This window comes from Brenneria sp. L4-2C (assembly GCF_040240335.1).
Classification (GTDB): domain Bacteria; phylum Pseudomonadota; class Gammaproteobacteria; order Enterobacterales; family Enterobacteriaceae; genus Brenneria.
On the sequence record NZ_JBEIAC010000001.1, the window covers coordinates 73162 to 94203 of the forward strand.

General features: G+C 53.4%; 18 protein-coding genes. 7 read left to right on the forward strand and 11 right to left on the reverse strand.

Annotated elements, in window-relative coordinates; translation table 11 throughout:
* Positions 1 to 750, reverse strand: a complete 750-nt coding sequence (locus ABRZ26_RS00365) for a GntR family transcriptional regulator (RefSeq protein WP_319602281.1) — start codon at positions 748 to 750, stop codon at positions 1 to 3.
* Between the two features lie 141 nt (positions 751 to 891).
* Here ABRZ26_RS00365 and ABRZ26_RS00370 point away from each other — a divergent pair, with 141 nt between their 5' ends.
* Positions 892 to 1809 carry a LysR family transcriptional regulator gene (locus tag ABRZ26_RS00370; protein WP_319602282.1) on the forward strand — a complete coding sequence of 306 codons (918 nt, stop codon included), beginning with the start codon at positions 892 to 894 and terminating at the stop codon, positions 1807 to 1809.
* Between the two features lie 42 nt (positions 1810 to 1851).
* Here the strand turns inward: ABRZ26_RS00370 and ABRZ26_RS00375 are convergent, their stop codons facing one another.
* On the reverse strand, positions 1852 to 2922 hold the full coding sequence (locus ABRZ26_RS00375) for a LacI family DNA-binding transcriptional regulator (RefSeq protein WP_319602283.1): 1071 nt from the start codon (positions 2920 to 2922) through the stop codon (positions 1852 to 1854).
* Between the two features lie 320 nt (positions 2923 to 3242).
* On the opposite strand from ABRZ26_RS00375, the gene ABRZ26_RS00380 reads away from it, so the two are divergent.
* Positions 3243 to 4550 (forward strand): MFS transporter, encoded by a 1308-nt coding sequence (locus tag ABRZ26_RS00380; RefSeq protein ID WP_319602913.1) that lies wholly within the window; start codon positions 3243 to 3245, stop codon positions 4548 to 4550.
* Between the two features lie 36 nt (positions 4551 to 4586).
* Positions 4587 to 6950 carry a glycoside hydrolase family 31 protein gene (locus ABRZ26_RS00385; RefSeq protein WP_319602284.1) on the forward strand — a complete coding sequence of 788 codons (2364 nt, stop codon included), beginning with the start codon at positions 4587 to 4589 and terminating at the stop codon, positions 6948 to 6950.
* A 120-nt stretch (positions 6951 to 7070) separates the two neighbouring features.
* On the opposite strand, the gene ABRZ26_RS00390 is transcribed toward ABRZ26_RS00385, so the two are convergent.
* Both ABRZ26_RS00390 and ABRZ26_RS00395 read right to left on the reverse strand, forming a co-directional pair.
* Positions 7071 to 7967, reverse strand: a complete 897-nt coding sequence (locus ABRZ26_RS00390; protein WP_319602285.1) for a DMT family transporter — start codon at positions 7965 to 7967, stop codon at positions 7071 to 7073.
* Complete coding sequence (locus ABRZ26_RS00395) at positions 7964 to 8248, reverse strand: hypothetical protein (RefSeq protein WP_319602286.1); 285 nt, start codon at positions 8246 to 8248, stop codon at positions 7964 to 7966. The genes ABRZ26_RS00390 and ABRZ26_RS00395 overlap by 4 nt, the downstream gene beginning before the upstream one ends.
* Before the next feature lie 110 nt (positions 8249 to 8358).
* On the opposite strand from ABRZ26_RS00395, the gene ftrA reads away from it, so the two are divergent.
* Positions 8359 to 9348: a transcriptional regulator FtrA gene (gene ftrA / locus ABRZ26_RS00400; RefSeq protein ID WP_319602287.1), complete on the forward strand. Its 990-nt coding sequence runs from the start codon at positions 8359 to 8361 to the stop codon at positions 9346 to 9348.
* 153 nt (positions 9349 to 9501) lie between these two features.
* Here ftrA and fabI read toward each other — a convergent pair whose 3' ends face one another.
* From fabI to sapA, 6 genes are all read right to left on the reverse strand, one after another.
* Positions 9502 to 10293 carry an enoyl-ACP reductase FabI gene (fabI, locus tag ABRZ26_RS00405; RefSeq protein ID WP_319602288.1) on the reverse strand — a complete coding sequence of 264 codons (792 nt, stop codon included), beginning with the start codon at positions 10291 to 10293 and terminating at the stop codon, positions 9502 to 9504.
* A 197-nt stretch (positions 10294 to 10490) separates the two neighbouring features.
* A complete protein-coding gene (sapF, locus tag ABRZ26_RS00410) occupies positions 10491 to 11306 on the reverse strand; it encodes a putrescine export ABC transporter ATP-binding protein SapF (protein ID WP_319602289.1) in 816 nt (271 codons plus the stop codon).
* Positions 11306 to 12298 carry a putrescine export ABC transporter ATP-binding protein SapD gene (gene sapD, locus ABRZ26_RS00415; RefSeq protein WP_319602290.1) on the reverse strand — a complete coding sequence of 331 codons (993 nt, stop codon included), beginning with the start codon at positions 12296 to 12298 and terminating at the stop codon, positions 11306 to 11308. The genes sapF and sapD overlap by 1 nt, the downstream gene beginning before the upstream one ends.
* A gap of 15 nt (positions 12299 to 12313) precedes the next feature.
* Positions 12314 to 13204, reverse strand: coding sequence for a putrescine export ABC transporter permease SapC (sapC, locus tag ABRZ26_RS00420; protein WP_319602291.1), 891 nt, complete (start codon positions 13202 to 13204; stop codon positions 12314 to 12316).
* A complete protein-coding gene (sapB, locus tag ABRZ26_RS00425) occupies positions 13191 to 14156 on the reverse strand; it encodes a putrescine export ABC transporter permease SapB (protein WP_319602292.1) in 966 nt (321 codons plus the stop codon). Before sapB ends, sapC begins: the two co-directional genes overlap by 14 nt.
* The gene (gene sapA / locus ABRZ26_RS00430; protein WP_319602293.1) at positions 14153 to 15859 is read right to left on the reverse strand and encodes an ABC transporter substrate-binding protein SapA; all 1707 of its coding nucleotides are present in this window, start codon (positions 15857 to 15859) and stop codon (positions 14153 to 14155) included. The genes sapB and sapA overlap by 4 nt, the downstream gene beginning before the upstream one ends.
* Before the next feature lie 394 nt (positions 15860 to 16253).
* Here sapA and ABRZ26_RS00435 point away from each other — a divergent pair, with 394 nt between their 5' ends.
* The 3 genes from ABRZ26_RS00435 to ABRZ26_RS00445 all read left to right on the forward strand — a co-directional run bounded on the left by ABRZ26_RS00435 (position 16254) and on the right by ABRZ26_RS00445 (position 19322).
* Complete coding sequence (locus ABRZ26_RS00435; RefSeq protein WP_319602294.1) at positions 16254 to 17276, forward strand: formylglycine-generating enzyme family protein; 1023 nt, start codon at positions 16254 to 16256, stop codon at positions 17274 to 17276.
* Positions 17277 to 17278: 2 nt separating this feature from the next.
* Positions 17279 to 18145 carry a formylglycine-generating enzyme family protein gene (locus ABRZ26_RS00440; RefSeq protein WP_319602295.1) on the forward strand — a complete coding sequence of 289 codons (867 nt, stop codon included), beginning with the start codon at positions 17279 to 17281 and terminating at the stop codon, positions 18143 to 18145.
* Between the two features lie 328 nt (positions 18146 to 18473).
* The gene (locus ABRZ26_RS00445; protein WP_319602296.1) at positions 18474 to 19322 is read left to right on the forward strand and encodes a hypothetical protein; all 849 of its coding nucleotides are present in this window, start codon (positions 18474 to 18476) and stop codon (positions 19320 to 19322) included.
* A gap of 266 nt (positions 19323 to 19588) precedes the next feature.
* Here ABRZ26_RS00445 and ABRZ26_RS00450 read toward each other — a convergent pair whose 3' ends face one another.
* Positions 19589 to 21040, reverse strand: a complete 1452-nt coding sequence (locus ABRZ26_RS00450; protein WP_319602297.1) for a glycoside hydrolase family 32 protein — start codon at positions 21038 to 21040, stop codon at positions 19589 to 19591.
* Between the last annotated feature and the right edge of the window lie 2 nt (positions 21041 to 21042).

The window sequence follows — 21042 nt, forward strand, 5'->3', positions numbered from 1 at the left end:
TTACAGCGCTAACAATGGACGCAGCGGCGCATCAAGGGTAAAGGTATAGCGCCGCTGATTGTAATAGACATTCGACAGTTCGAAAGGGACGCGGTCGGCGAAGAAGGCGACCACGCTGGCGCGCAGAACAGGCTCATCGCGCGCCAGCCCCAGCGCTTCCCGTACTTCGGAGGAGGGAAGCTCGGCGAAGATCTCCTTATGGCTGCCTACGGCGTCGTAGCCTTTCGATTTCAGGTAGGCGTATTTGGACTGGCTGAGCGCCTGTGCGCTCAGGTCGGGGAACAACGCCAGATTCATCCAGGATTGCTCATAGACAAACGGCGTGCCGTCAATCAAACGCAGACGCACCATATAGTGAACCGGCGTGTTTTCGGCAATCTGGAGCGCGTCGGCGATATCATCCGTCGCCGGTTGCTGGGAAAAATGCAGCAACTGATTGACGATCTTGCGCTGGGTGCTGTTGGCGACTTCGCTGGATGTCAGATGCTGATCCAGCGGCAACTGAACTTTTACCTGCGTATCCGGCCGGGCGACAAAAGTTCCCCGGCCGCGAAAGCGTTCGACCAACCCTTGTCTGACCAGATAATCCACCGCCTTGCGCGCCGTCATGCGCGAAACCTGATATTGCTGACACATTTCCGCCTCGGTCGGCAGCGGATCGCCGGGCTTCAGCGCATTTTCTCGTATCTGACGACTCAATATCTGCTCAATTTGCAGATAAAAAGGGATAAAGGAATTCTTATCAATCATGTCGTCTTTCTCCCGTTGGCTTATCAGTCAAGATAGTATAGATGGGTAGTTATCTAGACAAGCATTCGTCGAGGTTCAGGCGCGCATGACTAAAAGCATGCGTTAATATACTCACGACACGCCTCACGAGAGAATACCGCAATGGACATAAAGCAGTTGATTTACCTGTGCAATCTGGAAAAAGAACGTCATTTCGGCCGGGCGGCGGAAGCCAGTTTCGTTAGCCAGCCGACGCTGTCGATGCGCTTGAAAAATCTGGAGCGGGAACTGGGTCTGGCGCTGATCAACCGGGGAAATAATTTCGAAGGTTTCACCGCGGAAGGCGAGCGGGTACTGGCCTGGGCAAAGGAGATAGTTTCCGTCTATCAGGGGCTGAAACTGGACGTTGCGGCGCTGAAGCGCGGCGCCGGGGGCGTATTGCGCATTGGCGCGGTTCCGCAAAGCAATATTGCGCTGCCGCGATTGCTGGCCGCCGTCGGTCGAAGCTACCCGGAACTGGATTTTCAGATATCGCTGTTTAGCGCCGATCGGTTATTAGAAGCCCTGCATGCCCATTCCGTCGATGTCGGCATCGGCTTTTTTGAAGTCGCCATCTTGCAGGAATGGCGTTTCCAGGCGGCGCAACTGGCCGGGCAGGGGGTTGACGTGTTGTTTCATCCTCGGCATTTTCCTCAACTGGTCGGGGATGCGCCGCTGGCGTTAAGCGAACTGACCGCGTTGCCGCTGTGTCTGGCGGAATCCAGCCGCTACTTCCGGCGTTATCTGGACACTCATTTTCATGAAGCGAACATGACGCCCCGGGTGAAAATAGAGAGCAGTTCGATCTTGCAACAGATCCAGAGCGTGTTTATCGGCCTGGGGTGCGCGCTCGTACCGCGCGGCAGTCTGCTGGCGGAAATGACGCCGGCCCTGAAGCTGCGCGCGGTTACGTTGCCGGCGATGCGCCGACAGGCGGCTATCGTGGTGGCCCCGCCGGGGAAAGTGACGCCGCTGGCGCAGAATTTCTTCGACGCGGCGCGGCAATGGCTACGGGATAATCAGGACGGCGCAGAAGCCTGAATTGATGCGCTCAAGCGCGCCCGGCACCCGTCGGTTAATGCATCAGTCATAGAGATGATCTTTTTGTACCGGCGAGTGCGTCGTGCTGGGACGAATACGCCTGACCGAGTCGCGGATCACCAGTTTCCCGTTTAATAGCAGGTTGCCTGTGGGGGCGTCCGGGCGCATCAACAGATATTGCAGTTGCCGGACCGCTTCCTCGCCCAACTCCTCGCGCGGAACATGGACGGAAGTCAGCGGAATGTCGTGAATGGACGCCAGATTGAAGCCATCCATGCTCATTACCGACACCTCCTGCGGTACGCGTAATCCGGCCTGATGCAGCGCGTTCACGGCGCCCACCGCCATAAAATCGCCGCCCGCCAGGATCGCCGTCGGTCTTTTTTCTTGCGGACAGCGCGCCAGAAACTCGCTCACCGCCTGTTCGGATTCGGCCGTACTGAAATTCTGTATCGCCAGCAAATTGTATTGATCGACGAACGGCAGATTGTGGTGCTGATAAGCATCGCGGATCCCCGCCAGCCGCCACTCCATGGTATAGCGCCGCAAACACAGCAGGCTCAGCACGTCGCGATGCCCTTGCTCAATCAAATAATTGGCCGAGTGTTCGCCGATCAACCGATGGTTGGGCGCGACGCCGGGCAGTTTCATTTTGCGATCGATACAGTTAATCAGAATGCAGGGTTTACCCATATCGGCCGCCAGCGAATGAATATAGGGATCGTCAATCCCGATCAATATCGCCGCTTCCGTATCCGGGTCGTTCATCTTTTCCAGAAACAGGGGAACATCGCTGTCATTTTCGTCGAGGCCGCAGTAGCGGAGACGAACCTCATGCGGCGCCAGCGCGTCGATAATACTTTGGATCACTTTGTGGTAAAAGATGTCAGACCGCACGTCAAATGCCCGCTGCGGCGCAAAGACCATCAGACCGTTCAGCAGCAGACGCCCGGTAACCAGGTTATCCAGTACGCCGTACTGTCTGGCGCAGTCGAGAATGCGCCTTTTGGCCGACTCGCTGGTATTGGCCTTACCAGACAAGACGCGTGAAACCGTACTGATCGATAACCCCGTTTGCGCGGCAATTTCCCGTATTTTCAGGTTTCTTTTCATTTTGTGATCTCGTTCAACTTCGCAAATGACAAAATTTTCATGAGAAACAAACCCTGTCAGGATAGGCTCAATCAGCCTGGTTGATATAACTTTGAGCGTATCATGAAAATCCTTGCAAAAAAGTGAGTGTCGCGTTGTTTTTAATTGCTTTACTTTTCGTTTGGTAAACCAATTATCGACGTATAAATAATTGGCTTCTTATTTAAATGTAACTAATACAAATAGATAAAATAATTGATGTGATCGGGTGCAGAAAAAAATACCAATACGCGCCGACATGTCAGGCCAATATAACCTTATCTCCTTGCAAGGAGTTTATGATGAGTATCGATATTAATCAGCCGACCGTCGGCAGCAGGGGAAAACGTAAATTCAGGAATCTGCGCTGGTGGGTGTTAACGTTGTTTTTGCTGGGTGTGACCGTTAACTACATTACCCGTAATTCGCTCGGCATCCTGGCGCCGGAACTGAAAACCAGTCTCGGCATCACGACCGAACAATATTCATGGATTGTCGGCGCCTTCCAACTGGCTTACACCATTTTCCAACCGCTCTGCGGCTGGCTAATCGACGTCATCGGCTTGAAGATCGGCTTTCTGGTTTGCGCCGTGATCTGGGCGTTGATGTGTATGCTGCATGCCGGCGCCGGCAGTTGGCTGCACCTTGCCATCTTGCGTTTCTTTATGGGCGCTTCCGAAGCGGCGGCGACGCCCGCCAACGCCAAGACGATTGGTGAATGGTTCCCGAAAAAAGAACGTCCTATCGCCGCGGGTTGGGCCGGCGTCGGGTTCTCCATCGGCGCTATGCTGGCGCCGCCGATTATCGTGATCGCGCATGTCAATTTCGGCTGGCAGGGCGCATTCATGTTCACCGGCGCGCTGGCGATGCTGTGGGTGGTGCTGTGGTGGTTGTTCTACCACGATCCGGCGAAACACCCCAATCTGAGTCGTGAGGAACTGGACTTTATCCGTCAGGATAACGAGCCTGAGCCGGTTAAATTGCCGTTTTTCACCGCGCTGAAGACCGTATCGAAAAACAAGCGTTTTTACGGCATCGCCATTCCGGCGTTCATGGCCGAACCGGCCTGGGCGGTGCTGAGTTTCTGGGTTCCGCTTTATCTGGCCAGCGAGCGCGGCATGGATTTGAAACAAATCGCCATGTTCGCCTGGCTGCCGTTCCTCGCCGCCGACCTCGGCAGCGTCGCCAGCGGTTATCTGACCCGCCTGTATACCCGCTGGTTCGGTTATTCACGAGTTAACGCCATTGTCGCCAGTTCGGTCACCGGGGCGTTTCTGATGCTGTCGCTGGCGCTGGTCGCCATCGCCCGCGATCCCTGGCTGGCGATCCTGCTGATTTCCATCGGCGGATTCGGTCATCAGGTTATCTCCTGCATGCTGAGCGCGCTGGTGGTGGAGTCCTTTGATAAAGGACAGATGGCGACGGTCAACGGCATGCGCGGCTCCTTCGCCTGGATCGCCAGCTTCCTGTTTTCTCTGTTAATCGGCGTCACCGCGGACAAAATCGGCTTTAACCCGCTGTTTGTCGCTATGGGCTTTTTCGACCTGATCGGCGCGATCTTCCTCATCGCTTTTATCGCCGAACGTCGCCAGAAAGCGCGTCAGATTTAATTTTATCTTTGCTAATCATCCTGAAAAGGACGCGATATGAAAACGCTGAAAAATTGGGTGTTTCGCCATCAGGCGCAAGATCATCTCGAACTGCTGGTCGATGGAAAGCACATTTTCCGCTTATACATTCTGGAACCGGATATCGGCCGGGTGTTGATTAAACAGAATGGCGAGCTGCAACTGAAACGTACCTGGAGTATTGCCCCGCGGCAGGATGTTCCCTGGGAAGGGCGCAGCAGGGAAAGCAGCGAGGGGTTCAGCCTGCCGGGCTTCTCGCTGGAGGAATATCAAGACGGCCTGCGCGTCGGTACTGAACGCATGCGGATTACGATTCATCAGCCGTTGTGGCTGGAGTGGGAATATCGCGACGATCAAGGGGAATGGCGACTGCTGGCGAGCGATCGAGCCACCAGCGCCTACCTGCTTAATATGCATGGCGACGGCGTTGCGCACTACCAGCGCCGTTTTGCTGAAGATCGCTATTACGGTTTGGGCGAGAAATCCGGCGACCTTCAGCGTAACGGCCGACGCTATGAGTTTCGTAATCTGGATGCGATGGGTTATAACGCCGCCGCCACCGATCCGCTGTATAAGCACATACCGTTTACCATTACCCGCCGCCAGGACATCAGCTTTGGGCTGTTTTATGACAACCTGAGCAGCACCTGGTTGGATTTGGGTAATGAAATCGATAATTACCATCAGGCTTACCGCCGCTATCAGGCTGAAGCGGGCGACCTGGATTACTACCTGTTCCTCGGCGCGCGGGTGCTGGATGTCACCAAAACCTTTGTGCGCCTGACGGGCAAGACGCTGTTCGGGCCGAAGTGGAGTCTGGGCTACAGCGGCTCGACCATGCATTACACCGACGCGCCGGATGCGCAGCAACAGTTGATGAAGTTTATCGCCCTGTGCCGCCAGCATGATATTCCGTGCGACTCGTTTCAACTGTCGTCCGGCTATACTTCCATCAACAACAAACGCTACGTGTTTAACTGGAATTACGACAAGGTGCCGCAGCCGGAGGCGATGTCGCAGGCTTTTCACGATGCGGGGTTAAAACTGGCGGCCAATATCAAACCCTGTCTGTTGCAGGATCATCCCAAATACGCTGAAGTCGCGGAGCAGGGGTTATTCATCCTCGACTCCGAGTCGGATGCGCCTGAACGCTCCAGCTTCTGGGATGACGAAGGGTCTCACCTCGATTTTACCAACCCGGCGACGGTGGCCTGGTGGCAGGAGAACGTTACCCGTCAACTGCTGCAAAAGGGCATTGATTCGACCTGGAACGACAACAATGAATATGAAGTGTGGGATGGCGAAGCGCGCTGTCATGGCTTTGGCGAGCAGATCGCGATCAAAAATATCCGGCCGCTGATGCCGTTACTGATGATGCGGGCCTCGCTGGAAGCTCAGCAGCGTTTCGCGCCTCAGCTTCGTCCTTATCTGATTTCCCGTTCCGGCTGCGCGGGCATGCAGCGCTATGTGCAGACCTGGAGCGGCGATAACCGCACCAACTGGCAAACTTTGCGCTATAACACCCGCATGGGCGTCGGCATGAGTCTTTCCGGTATTTATAATGTCGGCCACGATGTCGGCGGATTTTCCGGCGATATGCCTGATGCCGAGCTGTTTGTGCGTTGGGTGCAGAATGGCGTGATGCATCCGCGTTTTACCATCCATTCATGGAATGACGATCACACCGTCAATGAACCCTGGATGTATCCGCAAGCGACCCCGGCGATTCGCAGCGCCATCGCGTTGCGTTATCGTCTGCTGCCTTATCTTTATACCTTATTTTGGCGCGCCAGCGCCGACGATGAGCCGATGCTGCGGCCGACGTTCCTCGACCACGAACATGATGAGACCACATTCGCCGAAACGGATGATTTTATGTTGGGTCAGGACGTGTTGGTGGCCAGTGTGATGGAGCCGGGGCAGCGGCGGCGGGAAGTCTATCTGCCGGCCAGCGAGCAGGGGTGGTATGACTTTTATCAGGGACAGTGGTACGGCGGGGGGCAAACCATTACGCTGGATGCGCCGCTGGAGCGTCTTCCGCTGATGATTCGCGCCGGTGCGATGATCCCGCTGTCCGCGCGTACGGCGTTTGTCCGTCATGAAGAGGATAACCAGCGCGAGTTTCTGCTGTTCCCGCCGATTGGCGCAGGGGAAGACAGCGGGCTGCTGTTTGAGGATGACGGCGAAACCTGGGCATGGCGGCAGGGAAATGCGCTGTGGTTACGCTGGAACATCATCAGCGATAGCCGACGCATTGATATCCACTTCACGCGCGAAGGTCGATTCAAACCCGCCTGGACGCAGGCGACCCTTCGTCTGCCGGCCGGGGAGCGCAGAGAACTGTATATCAACAACGTGCGTACCCACATTTTTGAACTGTAAAAAAAAAGCCCCGCGAGAAATCGCGGGGCTTAATCTGCTGATATATAAAATATGGTTATCATTGCCCCTCACGATCTCTTTCTCGCCACAGAAGATAATTCCGCACACCCATAATGGTCTTCACACAATATCATTTTTTGGATTTTTATTTGCTATAAAAACCCCAGCTAGAATTATGGCCGCGCCCATCCACTGAAATAGCTCTGAACGTTCCCTCAAAACAATTACAGATAAAAAAACAGTGATGAATGGTACAAGGTTGATGAAGGACGCAGCCCGCGACGCGCCTATTTCTGCAATGCCTTGGTTGAAAAATAGATAGGCAATAACTGAACCACCCAACGACATAAATAAAATGGCGACCCATGCTAAAGATAGCATGTTAATATCAGTGGAAAATGATTCTTTCTGTCCGTTAAAAAACCATGGGAACAATGCAATGCTGCCATAAAAAAAGAAATAAAACATAAACACCATTCCAGGGATTTTTATTTGCCAGCGTTTTGTTAGAACGTTATAAACACCAAAACATACTGTGCTTATTAACAGCATGATGTCGCCAATATTATAACTTGCTTCCTTAATTACTTTCCAGCTACCATTGGTTATGGTTAAACCAACGCCTACGTAGGCAATTGTCAGTCCGAAAAGTTGATATAACATAATGCGCTCCATTTTGCATAAAGCAGCGAATAATAAAGTCAGAAGCGGAATGGTTGCCTCAATAATGCCAGCGTTAAATGCAGAACTATGGTATAATCCATTAAAATAGAAATAGTAACACATGCTGACTCCCGCCGATGCAATAATGAATAATTGTAAATGATTTCGCGTGTCAAGTCTTAGAGATGCATGGTCACGTCGTACAATGATAAACATTATCAAAGCAGCAATAAAAAAACGAAAAAATGTAACAAAGGAAGGGCTATATACTTGAAGTGCATATTTCCCTGCAATCGCTGAACCTCCCCAGAAAAAAGCCGATAATGCCAGCTTGATATAAACTCTTATATTCATAACTCCAGCCTCCTGAATTTTTTATTTATCTCTCGCAGTTGACTGCTAAATTCAGATATAAAAACATGCTCGTCATATGTATCGCGAGGGATTTTCCCTAATTCAGCTATTTCATTTTCTGTTAGTCCATCAACACGTAAATCATATAAATCAACTAGATATCCTAAACTTCGCAGACGAGCTGCAATCAAACTCAGTGCGTGATTTTCATGTTGCTCATAGAGTTCGCGCATCTCCGCTGTTACTGTTTCTGGATTCACCAAGGCAACTGTAATATCCATATGGCCTCCGTAAAGAAAATGCCAGTAAAAGACTGAGCTCCGTATAAGTAATCTGCTAATATCACTATAATTTCTGGATATTTTCGTATATTTATTCGGGTGGGGGAAACATGGAAACAGCCAAATTTCATAAGAATTCTGCCAAACTGAACCACCATGTAGTCGCTGTCGCTTACGATGGTTTACGAACTTTCGAATTTGGTTGTGTAGTGGAATTTTTTGCAGTGGAACGACCAGAGTTGAAAACCGACTGGTACCGTTTTTCTGTCTGCTCAGCAGAATCTCGCATATTGCATGCAGTGGGAGGCATTGAAGTAAGGGTTGCCAATGGGCTTGAATTGCTGGAGGTCGCTGATACGATCGTGATCCCTGCCTGGCGTAATGTCAACGACCAGCCCCCTCCGGCGCTATTGTCTGCATTGCGCGCGGCCTGGCAACGCGGGGCACGTCTTTGTAGCATCTGTTCCGGTGTGTTTGTGCTGGCCGCAGCAGGCGTGCTGAAGGGAAAAACTGTTACCAGTCACTGGCACCATACTCGGTTATTAGCTCAACGTTATCCCGAGATCAATGTATCCAACTCTGCGCTCTATATTGATGAAGGGCAAATTATTACCTCCGCCGGCTCCGCGGCTGGGCTGGATATGCTTCTGCATCTGGTAAAAAAAGATTATGGATTGCGTGTGGCCAATATGGTCGCAGAACGTCTGGTCATTCCATTCCTTCGTGCTGGCGGCCATAGTCAGAAAAATAATTATCGGGTGGTGGAAAAAGGTGAAAACCGTATCGCCGCCTTGATTGACTGGCTTAATTTAAATTTTAGAGAGCATCAAAGCGTCCCGGCTTTGGCAAAGCGTATGATGATGTCTGAACGAACATTACAACGTCATTTCTATAATGTTACTGGTTTGCCCCTGATGCGTTGGCTGGCGCTACGACGACTAGAGTGCGCCAAAGAATTACTGCGCGCCACGCATTATCCGATAGATAAAATTGCGGAACTCTCCGGCCACTCATCGGAAGCGACATTACGTCATCAATTTCGACTTTATGAACATTGCAGTCCATCCGAGTATCGGCAATCACGCATAATAAGCAATTGATCGCTACCCTGGAGTGGTTGAGAAGGGGGATTAAGCAGGCGTTTTGACGCGTGAAACAGCCTATTGGGATTGAGCCGCATGAAAATGTGAAAAGTAGGAAGAGGGGGATGCGGTAAAGCCCCCGCAGAAGTCTCGGGGGCTTAATCAGGCAGATTAATTATCCAGTTCCAGCTCATTCATCGCGGCGATGTTGAAGCCGCCGTCAACGTGCAGAACTTCACCGGAAATACCGGCAGCCAGATCGGAGCACAGGAACGCCGCAGTGTTGCCGACATCCTCGATGGTGACGACGCGACGGATCGGCGTAACCGCTTCGCAATGCGACAGCATTTTCTTGAAGTTCTTGATGCCCGACGCGGCCAGCGTACGGATCGGGCCGGCGGAGATGGCGTTGACGCGCACGCCCTGGGCGCCCATGGCATTCGCCATATAACGCACGTTCGCTTCCAGCGAGGCTTTCGCCAGACCCATCACGTTGTAGTTGGGGATAGCGCGTTCCGCGCCCAGATAGGACAGGGTAACCAGCGCGGAATTCGGATTCAGCATTTTACGGCTGGCTTTCGCCAACGCGACAAAGCTGTAAGAGCTGATATCGTGAGCAATGCTGAAGCCCTCACGGTTTACCGCATCAACATAGTCGCCATCCAGCTGGTCGCCCGGCGCATAAGCGATGGAGTGAACAAAGCCATCGAAATTCGGCCAGACTTTGGCCAGTTTGGCAAACAGCGCTTCAATACTGGCATCTTCAGCGACATCACAGGGCAGAACAATGCTGGAACCCAGTTCGCCGGCAAAGCCTTCAACGCGAGATTTCAATTTATCATTTTGATACGTGAACGCCAGTTCAGCCCCTTCGCGGTGCATTGCCTGTGCGATACCGAATGCAATGGAGCGGTTACTGGCGACACCAGTTACCAGAATGCGCTTACCGGTAAGAAAACCCATAGCAGTAATCCTTGTGAACATTGTTGCTGCAATCATCAATATTAAAAATAATCAGTTAATGATGACCGAGGTGAATAAACCGGGCGATTCTACCATGTCTGGAGCCGAGAAGGGTACTCCGAAGCATCATCGCCGTTTTTTTAGCCTTGCCGCCGTTTTTCAGGCTGTCGCGCTGAAATCGTTCGAACCGGCCGCGTTTAAAATTGCGCGCCGTCGCGCCGCCAGGCATCGGCGCTCAATGCCTCGCCGAAATGGCTGGCGATCAGACGCTTGGTCAGTTCATGCAGCGGGGAAGCCAACACGTCGGCCGTACTGCCGCGCTCGACCACTTCACCCCCTTGCATGACCAGAATCTGATCGCTGACGTGTTTCATCATACCCAGATGCTGGGTGACATAAATATAAGAAATGCCGTGTTTCTCCTGGAGTTCCAGCATCAGATTGATAATTTGTGAGCGCATAGACATATCCAGCGAAGCCAGCACTTCGTCGGCGATGATCACTTTCGGTTGCAGAATCAGCGCCCGCGCCAGACCCACGCGCTGCTTCTGACCCGGCGCCAGCGCCTGGGGATAATAATAAGCGTGATCCGGCCGCAGCCCGACCTGTTGCAGCGTCAGGTTGATGGCTTTCTCGCGCGCTTCGGCGCTGAGATCGGTATTCAGACGCAGCGGCACATCCAGCAATTGGCCGATCCGCTGGCGTGGATTCAGCGCATTGCCCGCATCCTGAAAAATCATGCGGATACGTTGGCTGCGGTAGCTGTAATCGCCGTAATGCAGCGGATGATCGTCGATCAGCAGCTCGCCCTCGGTGGGGGGGATCATGCCCGCCAGCATTTTTGCCAGCGTGGATTTTCCGGAACCATTTTCACCGACAATCGCCAGCGTCTGGCGTTCGCGTAAGGTAAAGCTGACGGACTTCACGGCTTCAACATGCTGTCGGCGAAACAGACCGGTACGGTAACGGAATGTTTTGGTCAGGTTACGGGCTTCAAGCAACGTTTCGACCATCAGGATTCCTCCATATTGAGCGGGAAGTGGCAGGCGTACCAATGGTTCTTGACCGATAGCAGCAGGGGAGCCTGCATACATTGCTTTTGCGCATAAGGACAGCGCGGCCCCAACCGACAGCCGACCGGCAAGTGTTCCAACGACGGAATCGCCCCCGGCAGGGTATTCAGGCGGCTTTTATGCGGCAGCGAACGGCCGAAATCCGGCATCGCCCGAATCAGGGCCTGGGTATAAGGGTGATGCGGCGCGCTAATCAGATCGTCGCTGGTGGCGCTTTCCACCGTCTGGCCGCAATAGAGCACGTTTATCCGATTCGCCCATTTGCTCATGGTTTGCAGATCGTGGCTGATCAGCAGAATGGTGGTGTTATTGTTCTGGTTCAGCCGCGACAGCAGGCGAAAAATCTGCGCCTGCGTGGTGGATTCCATCGCATTGGTCGGTTCGTCGGCGATCAGCAGGCGCGGCTGGTTCGCCAGCGCGATGGCGATCATCACTTTCTGGCACTCGCCGTCGGTCAACTCATAGGGGTAGCTGCCCATGACATCTTTATGATCTTTGATGCCGACGCGGTGCAACAGTTCGATGGCTCGCCGTTTGCGCCACTGGAAGCGCTGCCACCAGCGGCCTTTATAGGTCCAGCGGGGGATGGCCTGAATTAATTGCCGGCCGATATTTTCCGCCGGATCCAGACAGGACTGCGGTTCCTGAAAAATCATGGAGACATTGTGGCCCACCAGCTTACGCCGTTGACGCGGCGTCAGTTGCAGCAGGTCTATATCATCAAAGCGGAAACGGTCGGCGGTCACCCGCCAGTTATCTTTGGTGATGCCGCAGATGGCCTTGGCAATCAGGCTTTTGCCCGATCCCGATTCCCCCACCAGCCCGCGGATTTCCCCTTCATTGAGCGTCATGCTGACTCGGTCAACGGCTTTCACCGGGCCGTCCGAGGTGAAAAATTCGATGGTCAGATTACGAATATCAAGCAATGGCATAGGTTGTCTCCGCCATTATTCTGTTTCTGCGACCAGGGCGCGGCGAATGCCGTCCCCAAGCAGGTTAACGATCAGAACGCTCAGCGCAATGGCCGCGCCGGGCAACATGACCGTCCAGGGCGCGGCATAGACCAGTTCCAATGAGTTGCCCAGCATGGCGCCCCACTCGGTGGTCGGCAACTGCGCGCCAAGATCGAGGAACCCCAGCGCCGCGATATCCAGAATCGCAATCGACAGGGCGCGGGTGAATTCGGATACCAGAATGCCCGCAATGTTCGGTAATACCACGTACCAGATAATGTAAAAGGTCGATGCGCCATCAAGCCGGGTGGCGATGACGTACTCTTTATCCATTTCGTCATGTACCGTGCTGTATATGGTGCGCACCATACGCGGCACCAGCGCCAGCCACACCGCCAGCATGGCGTGCTCCAGCCGCGGACCGATAAAGGCGATGACGACGATCGCCAGCAACAGCGACGGAATCGACAGCAGCGTGTCGAGAATATGGTTAAGCATCGCGGAACGCAGCCCGTGCGTAACGCCGGCCAATACGCCCAAAATCACGGCGCATAACGCCGCGCCGTGCGTGACGATAAAGGCCGAACCCACGGTGGACGCGGCGCCGCTTAATATGCGGCTCAAAAGATCGCGGCCCAGATCGTCGGTACCCAGGAAGAAGGAGACTTCGCCATAGTGCGACCAGGAGGGCGGCAGCATCTGGTAGCCGAGAAATTGCTGGCTGACGTCATAGGGCGCCAGCAGTTTTCCGAACAGGCACAGACCCAGCAGAATCAGAAAACCGTAAAAACCGATCATCGCCAGAGTGTCTTGATGGAATACCCGCCAGATATCCCCCAGACGGCTGGGGATCCGTTTTTCGCTATAAACATTATCGAAGGGCATACGACTCCTTATGTTTCAGCGGGTTGGTCATTGCACCCCCAATATCGGACAACACATTAACGGTAATAACCATCGCGCCGACGACGATCACGCCGGCGGATATGGCGGCGTAATCCTGCTGACGAATAGCGTTGACCAGCCAGCGCCCCAGACCCGGCCAGTTGAACACCACTTCGGTAATCATGGTGAGCGTCAGCATGGTCGAAAACTGTAACCCCAACTTGGGCATAATCGGCGGCAACGCATTGTGCAGCACATGGCGGCGAATGATGGCCATCATCGATAAACCGCGCGTCGCCGCCGCTTTGATGTAGTTTTTCCCCATGACGTCGGTGGTGCTGATGCGCATCAGTCTGATGACCTCCGTCGTCGGCCCCACGGCAAGCACCGCAATGGGGAGAATCAAATGTCGAATGGCGCTGATGATCATCTCGTTGCGATAGGGCGAATCGGATAGCCAGGCATCGATCAGCGCAAAGCCGGTGACGCTTTTTACCTGATAGAGCAAATCGAAGCGACCGGAAACCGGCAGCCAGCCAAGATGCAGGGAGAAAAACAGCGTGAGCAGCAGCGCCAGCCAGAATACCGGCAGGGAAAAGCCGATCAGCGCCAGCGTGCTGATAACGATATCCGCCCCTTTATTCTTCATCACTCCCGCGGTGATTCCCAGCGGGATCCCCACCAGCAAGGAGAGCGCGAAAGCCAGCAGGCACAGTTCGATCGTCGCCGGGAACACCTGTTTCAGCTGTACCAGGATGGCCTGGCCGTTGATGCTGGATCGGCCGAAGTCACCCTGCAACAGACTGGAGAGATAAAAACGATAAGCATCGAATAACGCCGCGCCGTTAAGCGGCGCATGCGGCGTGTAGTAGCTCAGGCTGAAACCCAGCAGCGTCAGCAGAAAAAACGTCACCAGCAACAGCAACAGGCGGCGTAGGGTAAAGATAATCACGGTGTTTCTCCTTCAGCGGCGTGTTGTGAAGAAGGCTCTTGCGGCGCGTTTTCCTGGTCATCGTCGCCGTCGTTTTGCCGGAAAACCCCCGCGAACGAGGCGCTGCCGAACGGACTTAACACAATCCCTTTCATATCATAGCGATAGGCCAGCAATCGTAAAGAGGACGCCAGCGGCAATACCGGTAACTGCTCGGCCAGGATCTGCTGTGCCTGCTGATAGTATTCAATGCGTTTCGACAACTGCTGTGAGGACAGCGCGTTTTGCAGCGTGTCATCAAAGTCCGCATTACACCAGTGAGCATAGTTGGTTTGGGAAGGTATGGCGGCACAGCTGAGCAACGGGCGGAAAAAGCTGTCCGGGTCGTTACTGTCCGTCGTCCAGCCGGCAAGCGTTAAATCGTGGCTAAGCTCCATCAATCTGGCTTCCTGGAAGCGGCCTTCAACCGGCACTATCGTGACCTGAATCCCGACCTGCGCCAGATCGGCCTGGATCAGTTCCGCGGTTTTCAACGGGCTGGGATTGTAGGATTGCGACGCGCTGGGTACCCAGAGACGCAAACTGAGATGGGTGATGCCCAACGCCTGCAACAATTGACGGGATTTTTCCGGGTTGTACTCCGTGATTTTCGCATCGTTGTCGTAGGCCCAGGATGCGCGCGGCAAGATTGAGGCGGCCGTTTCAGCCGTACCGTAATAAATCGATTGCATCAGCCGATCGTTGTTGATCGCCAGCGCAATCGCCTCGCGCATGCGATGGTCATCCAGCGGGGGTTTGCGCACGTTGAATGCCAGATAGGCGATATTCATGCCGGGGCGCAGCGACAGACGCAAGCGCGGGTCGTTACGTAAAATCGCCAACTGACTGACGGCGGGATACGCCAGAATATCGCATTCTCCGGTCAGCAATTTGGACAGACGTCCGGTGCCGCCCGAACCGAGATCCACCACCACCTGCCGCATGCGGGGCTGGCCGCGCCAGTATGCGTCGTTGCGCGTCAGGCGGATATATTGTCCGTTGCGGTATTCATTCAGCATATAGGGGCCGGTGCCGACCGGCTCGCGGTCGAGTAATTCTTTCTTATCATTTGCGGCCAGCCCCTGCGCGTATTCGGCCGACAGAATCGGCGCATAATGCGTGGCCAGATGCCAGAGGAAAGACGCATCCGGCTTGTTAAGCCGAATTTCCACCGCATATTCGCCCAGTTTGCGAATGCTGTGGACGGAATCGGCGAATTTCAGACTGTCGAAATAGGGATATTCTCCGCCGTTGACGTCATGATAGGGGTGATGCTTATCCAGCATGCGTTGAAAGCTGAACAGGACATCGTCCGCGTTCATTTTACGCGTAGGGCTAAACCAGGCGGTGGTTTGAAAATCAACGTCGCGGTGCAGATAAAACCGGTATGTCGCGCCTTCATCCAATACTTCCCAGCGCTGCGCCAGTTCCGGCATCAGCCGGTAAGTATAGGGGTCGACATCCAGTAATCGATCGTAAAGCTGAGCCGCCAGGGTATCGATGGTGACGCCGCTGCGCGCCATCTGCGGGTTAAAAGTATTCAGCACGTCATTGACGCAATAGACGAAACCGCTTTGACGAATATCGGGCAGCGACGCGGGGGCCGACGCGACAGGCAAAGAGGACGCCAATGCAGGTATCGCCAGCCAAGCGAATGCCAGTGCGAGACAGGTTTTTCCAGGCATACGGGATTTTTTCAGTCAATACGTAATAGACAGAGTGTACCGCACTCTGCCCCTTGTCCCCACTGCGTTATGCGCGTATGGCGACTTTCCGACCGTTTTTGGCCGACAATGGAATATTATGCCATACGCGTACGGCCGGGGATTTGGTCCGGATTGGGTGTCGTTGATCATTCGTCCCCAGGGGGGATCGGGAATGTCATAATGAGAGAGATATCTCGTTGTAAAATAAATAAATTATTCTATAAAATCTATTGCGGACACTGCCCTGGGGGGATACATTTAGGCTCGCAATAAATAAAGGATTACACGATCGCTGATACAATGTCCGTCTTGGATTGGCATAGTACTTAAAATAATGGATGGGGGAAAGGAAATGGGAAGGTTTCGCAGTAGCATGAAGACGTTGATTAACGTCTTCATCGGGATTGCTAAAGCCTGCTTTGTATTGCTGGTATTGTGCGTCGCGATGTTTTACAGCGGCGGTATGTTTAAAGTCGCTGGTTTTTATTATTCCCACTTTAGTAAGGATGAAACCGTCGAGTCGCAACAAGATTTGCCTTTGCTTGATGCGGACACAGTGAAAATCCGGCAAGCCGATCTGCTGAAGCGTGCGCTGGATAATATGGTTTCTATCAACGGAGGCAGTTTTACGATGGGGGCGGATGATTGCCATAAATATCCGATGCTCAGCATGTGCGCCCCTAGTCCAGTCTACCCGGTCCAACTGAGTGACTATTCTCTATCGAAATACAAAATCACCAATCAGGATTTCGATCTCTTTCTGGCAGTCCATCAGCGGTTAGTCAACCCGTTTCCTGCCGAACAGCGCTTCGAACATAGAGAGTGGAACAAACGACATAGTTTGCAAGCGGCGCAACTTCCTGCGCGAATGAGCTGGCAGGATGCCGAAGCCTATTGCCAGTGGGTGGGGCAACAGGTCAATAAGCCGATGCATTTGCCGACGGAAGCGCAGTGGGAATATGCCGCTCGTAACCGTGGGCAATATGTTGGTTTCGCCACCGACGACGGCACGATTAAGCCTGGTCAGAATGCGCCTGAATTTGACGATATGAACCATAACATGTTTGAGTTCGGCAGCTACCTGGTGGATGTAGGCTCGGTAACGCCGAATCCGTTGGGTATTTACGATCTTATCGGCAATGGGCAGGAATGGGTTTACGACTGGTACTCTAACAAAGAGAGAGAAAATTCGCTCGCCGTTGATCCAACAGGTCCGTCTGAGCCTTCCTACACATCTCGGGGACCGGCGAAAGTTATTCGTCCCTATAAATTCTATGCCGATAGTTCCGGGATGGGCGTTACTGCGCACGATCGGGATTTCGCAGGGATTCAACCGGATAATCTACCGGATGGCGATGGGCAGATTACCGCTCGCTGCGCAATATGGAGTCATTGATAATGAAACGCGGAACTAAAATTTATCTTACATCTCTGGTTCTGGCTTTTACTCTGCCGTTTATTCTTTTCTCCGATAAGCTGCATAAAAAAATCAGTGATTCCACGGCGCCGGTTCGCCATTTTTTTACCTTTGACTCTGATAAAGGCGTCGATAAATCAGCGCTGAGTGACCTGTTAATCGCCGTGAAAGGCCGACAGTCTGAATTAGGTTATTTCGAAATGGATGAAAAAGGCCGTGCCTATGCATTACCGATAATCCAAAAATATTCTGCGACCAAGTCGTTCTACATTGGCGATTTTGCGCTGACCAAAACCAAAATTACGAATAAGCAGTACGAGCGTTATCTGATAAATACGGATCAGGCGGCGCAAAAGCTTCCGGATGATGATAGTTCGTCGTCGCCGCCCGATGATGCACCGGCTGAAGTGACTTACGCGCAGGCTGAAAGTTATTGCCGTTGGTTCGGTGAGCAGATCGGGCAAAAAGCGGGCCTACCCAGCAGGAATGAGTGGGAATATGCGGCTCGTAACGGTGGTAAACGGGTTCTGTTCCCAACGGATAATGGACTGATCGATATCGGCCGCAACGTCGCCAGTAAAGCGCAAAAAATGGCCGTTAATCCCACGGGCAGCAGCCTGGATCAGCCGCTTATGTCGGTGGGACAATTTCCGCCAACCCCATTGGGCTTTTACGATATGGCGTCAAACGGCTTCGAATGGACCGCCACCGATCGCGATGGCACTTTTATTACATCGCAGGCAATTTCAATGGAAGGGGGCGCGGCGACGATTACCTATCACCCTGATGAGGATTTGAAAGGCCGTAATACTTTCCGCTGCGCTACGTGGCCTGAAAGCCAAGAGTAAGGCAGCCGAGACGCCCGAAGATTACGGATAAATCATTCCGTTGGGCGTCTCCCATCATATTGTTTTAATACGCCGCAAGGCGCTCACAGCAGAGATCCGCTCATCGGATAGCGCGATGATGGCTATCGCTTCCTGAAACGCGGCGCATTTTTAAAACCTTATCTTTATTAAATAAAGACACCGTTTTAATTTCAATCAACGGCGCAAATTCTTGTCATAGATCATGTTCGGTGGGCTTAGTGATGACGAGTGCCAATAATTTACTAAACCCTGACAAATAAATGCCGTTATAGGTAAGAACTTTGTTCGAAAAAGGGAGCAATTCTGGATGGACGGTATCAGGTCTCAACGCACTCTTGACGTCGAGTTTTCACATAAGGCGGAAAACGTTACCGATGATGCCCCTGACTTGCCTGTTGAGGTCGAAATGGCGGCATTCGAAGCCATTGACGTTGCGGGTGAGCGTAAGGATTGCCCGGAACAGCGGGCCGCCCCGCAAGTGTTATCCGCACAGGATATTGTTGCGCAAAGCGAGCGGATAAAGCAGTTAAAAAATAGCTCTCTGTGCGATCCGTCGGATCAAGTCTCTGATTTGGCCTCGTCCTTTTTTATTATCGCGCTGGAAGGCGCGCATGCATCGGGCAATATTCTCGCCGGCGCTCTGCATGATGCCTTCTCAAGCCCTTTGGATAGCGAAAAGACGGCAATGGTGGAATCCTTTGAGATCGCTATGAAAAAGGAGATGCTCTGTTTTATTAAAGCGACGTTCATCAGCGAACCCTATCAGCCCGCCGCGTCAAAAGTCATTGAAAACTATATCAGAGAGCTTGTCGCGCGCCGGGATTGTGTGCGGTTGGGCGCGGCCAACGCGGAGTTTTTACTGGCATCCGGCAAGGGCGACGAAGAATACGCTGAAGCGGTACGCAAAGATATTGAGGCTTTAAAACAGGGAACCTACCACTCGCAGCTTGAAATGCGTCAGGCGCTGGCCATTGCCGACAACGCATCCAGCGTCGTGGATATGCTCGATCAGTTTGAAATGATGCTCAGAAGTCACCGCCGCAGTTTAGCCATGCTGGATACCGAGTTGCGCCATTTAAGTTTATTGGCCGATCGCTGGGAGGATTTTGTGCAAAAGTATGCGCCGTGGACGCTAAAAAAAACGGTGAAAGGGTAATAAAACAGAGCGGGGCAGTCGGCAAGGAACCTTACCATCAGTATGGTAATGAGAAAAATTCTCAACAAAACACTTTACAACTGATACTGATAACTATTATCATCATCCCGCACTTCAGTAGTTGCCTCTTCCCAGGCACTCGCGAAGAGCACGACATTGCTCACATTGCTTCCAGTATTATTTTAGCCAGCCTGCGTGCTGGCTTTTTTTTATGCCTGTCGTCGCAATTAAAAGGCATGCCGCCCGGTCGTCGGGCGGCAAAAGGATCAGCTGATTTTCCCGTTTTCGACGCTATTGAAGCGAGCGCCGCCGTTCTGGGCGAACAGACTCAGATGACGCTCCTGCGCCTGCGGATAGATACGGCTGCTCAGACAGCGTTCGCCATCCTCGACGAACACTTCAACCGACGAGCGATCGAAGAAGATGCGCAGGCGCAGGTTAGAAGAAACGGGCAGGGGTACGCTGCGGTAGCCGCTAATGCCATGCGCCGGATAACGGCGTTCCAGCACCAGACGGCGTGACTGATCATCGACATAAATAAACAGTCCCTGCTCATTATTGGGTTCGCTGCCCAGCGACAAACCATACTTCTCGGCATCGCTGGACGCCAGGTCGATGTCCAGCGTTACGAACTGCGCGGCGCAGTCCTGTGCCAACGGCAAACTGCCGTTTTTCAGTTCAACATTCTGCTGCCGGTGTTCCTGATGGCAGCAGGCGTCGATTTCCGCCGCCGGCGCCACCCGCAACGTGTTGTTTGACGTCAGCGTCAGCTCGCGCGGCATTGACAACATGCCGGCCCAGAGATGCGCTTTCTCCGGCATCAGGGATTCCCACATCGCCAGCCAGCCCAGCATAATACGGCGGCCGTCCGGCGCCAGCAGCGTTTGCGGCGCATAGAAATCATGACCGGCATCGATCTCGGTAAACGGGGTTTCAATCACGAACTCGCTGCCGGGCTGCCATGTGCCGACCATATAACCGCTCTGGAATAGATTACGGTTGTGATAGCCCTCGGCTTTCATTCCCTGCGGGGAGAACAGTAATACCCACTTATCGCCCAAAGGGAAAAAGTCAGGACATTCCCACATATAACTTTCGCCCGGCGCCGAGCGAGCCAGCAGACCTTGCGGTTCCCAGTTGCGCAGATCGGTCGAGCGCCACAGACGGACTTCGCCGCGGTTTTCCACCTTCAGGCCGAGCACGACGTACCAGTAGTCGCCCATTTTCCAGACTTTCGGATCGCGGAAATGCTGGATGCCCGCCGGCGCGTCGATGATCTTACCCTGCGGCGTGAAATGTATGCCGTCACGGCTGGTCGCCAGGCACTGCACCTGACGCAGTCCTTCATCGCTGGCGCGATCGCCTTCGTGAACGTGTCCGGTATAGATCAGCGACAGTTCTCCGTTGTTATCGACCGCCGAGCCGGAAAAACAGCCGTCCTTATCATCTTCGCCCGCCGGCGCCAGCGCCACCGGCAGATGCTCCCAATGGATCAGGTCGCGGCTACGGGCATGACCCCAGTGCATTGGCCCCCAGACGGCTTCGTAGGGATAGTGCTGGTAAAACGCATGGTACATGCCGTCGTACCAAACCAGACCATTCGGGTCATTCATCCAACCGACCGTGGGCGCCAAATGCCAGGTTGGATACCATTCCATGTTCATCAAGGGCCGCGTCGCGGCAATGTAACTATTGGCTTTTTCTAATAACTCAATCATAG

Bases quoted from the DNA above. Each gene is read 5' to 3' on its own strand.
- ABRZ26_RS00365 (WP_319602281.1), bottom strand. From the start codon at position 750: ATGATTGATAAGAATTCCTTTATCCCTTTTTATCTGCAAATTGAGCAG.
- ABRZ26_RS00370 (WP_319602282.1), top strand. From the start codon at position 892: ATGGACATAAAGCAGTTGATTTACCTGTGCAATCTGGAAAAAGAACGT.
- ABRZ26_RS00375 (WP_319602283.1), bottom strand. From the start codon at position 2,922: ATGAAAAGAAACCTGAAAATACGGGAAATTGCCGCGCAAACGGGGTTA.
- ABRZ26_RS00380 (WP_319602913.1), top strand. From the start codon at position 3,243: ATGAGTATCGATATTAATCAGCCGACCGTCGGCAGCAGGGGAAAACGT.
- ABRZ26_RS00385 (WP_319602284.1), top strand. From the start codon at position 4,587: ATGAAAACGCTGAAAAATTGGGTGTTTCGCCATCAGGCGCAAGATCAT.
- ABRZ26_RS00390 (WP_319602285.1), bottom strand. From the start codon at position 7,967: ATGAATATAAGAGTTTATATCAAGCTGGCATTATCGGCTTTTTTCTGG.
- ABRZ26_RS00395 (WP_319602286.1), bottom strand. From the start codon at position 8,248: ATGGATATTACAGTTGCCTTGGTGAATCCAGAAACAGTAACAGCGGAG.
- ftrA (WP_319602287.1), top strand. From the start codon at position 8,359: ATGGAAACAGCCAAATTTCATAAGAATTCTGCCAAACTGAACCACCAT.
- fabI (WP_319602288.1), bottom strand. From the start codon at position 10,293: ATGGGTTTTCTTACCGGTAAGCGCATTCTGGTAACTGGTGTCGCCAGT.
- sapF (WP_319602289.1), bottom strand. From the start codon at position 11,306: ATGGTCGAAACGTTGCTTGAAGCCCGTAACCTGACCAAAACATTCCGT.
- sapD (WP_319602290.1), bottom strand. From the start codon at position 12,298: ATGCCATTGCTTGATATTCGTAATCTGACCATCGAATTTTTCACCTCG.
- sapC (WP_319602291.1), bottom strand. From the start codon at position 13,204: ATGCCCTTCGATAATGTTTATAGCGAAAAACGGATCCCCAGCCGTCTG.
- sapA (WP_319602293.1), bottom strand. From the start codon at position 15,859: ATGCCTGGAAAAACCTGTCTCGCACTGGCATTCGCTTGGCTGGCGATA.
- ABRZ26_RS00435 (WP_319602294.1), top strand. From the start codon at position 16,254: ATGAAGACGTTGATTAACGTCTTCATCGGGATTGCTAAAGCCTGCTTT.
- ABRZ26_RS00440 (WP_319602295.1), top strand. From the start codon at position 17,279: ATGAAACGCGGAACTAAAATTTATCTTACATCTCTGGTTCTGGCTTTT.
- ABRZ26_RS00445 (WP_319602296.1), top strand. From the start codon at position 18,474: ATGGACGGTATCAGGTCTCAACGCACTCTTGACGTCGAGTTTTCACAT.
- ABRZ26_RS00450 (WP_319602297.1), bottom strand. From the start codon at position 21,040: ATGATTGAGTTATTAGAAAAAGCCAATAGTTACATTGCCGCGACGCGG.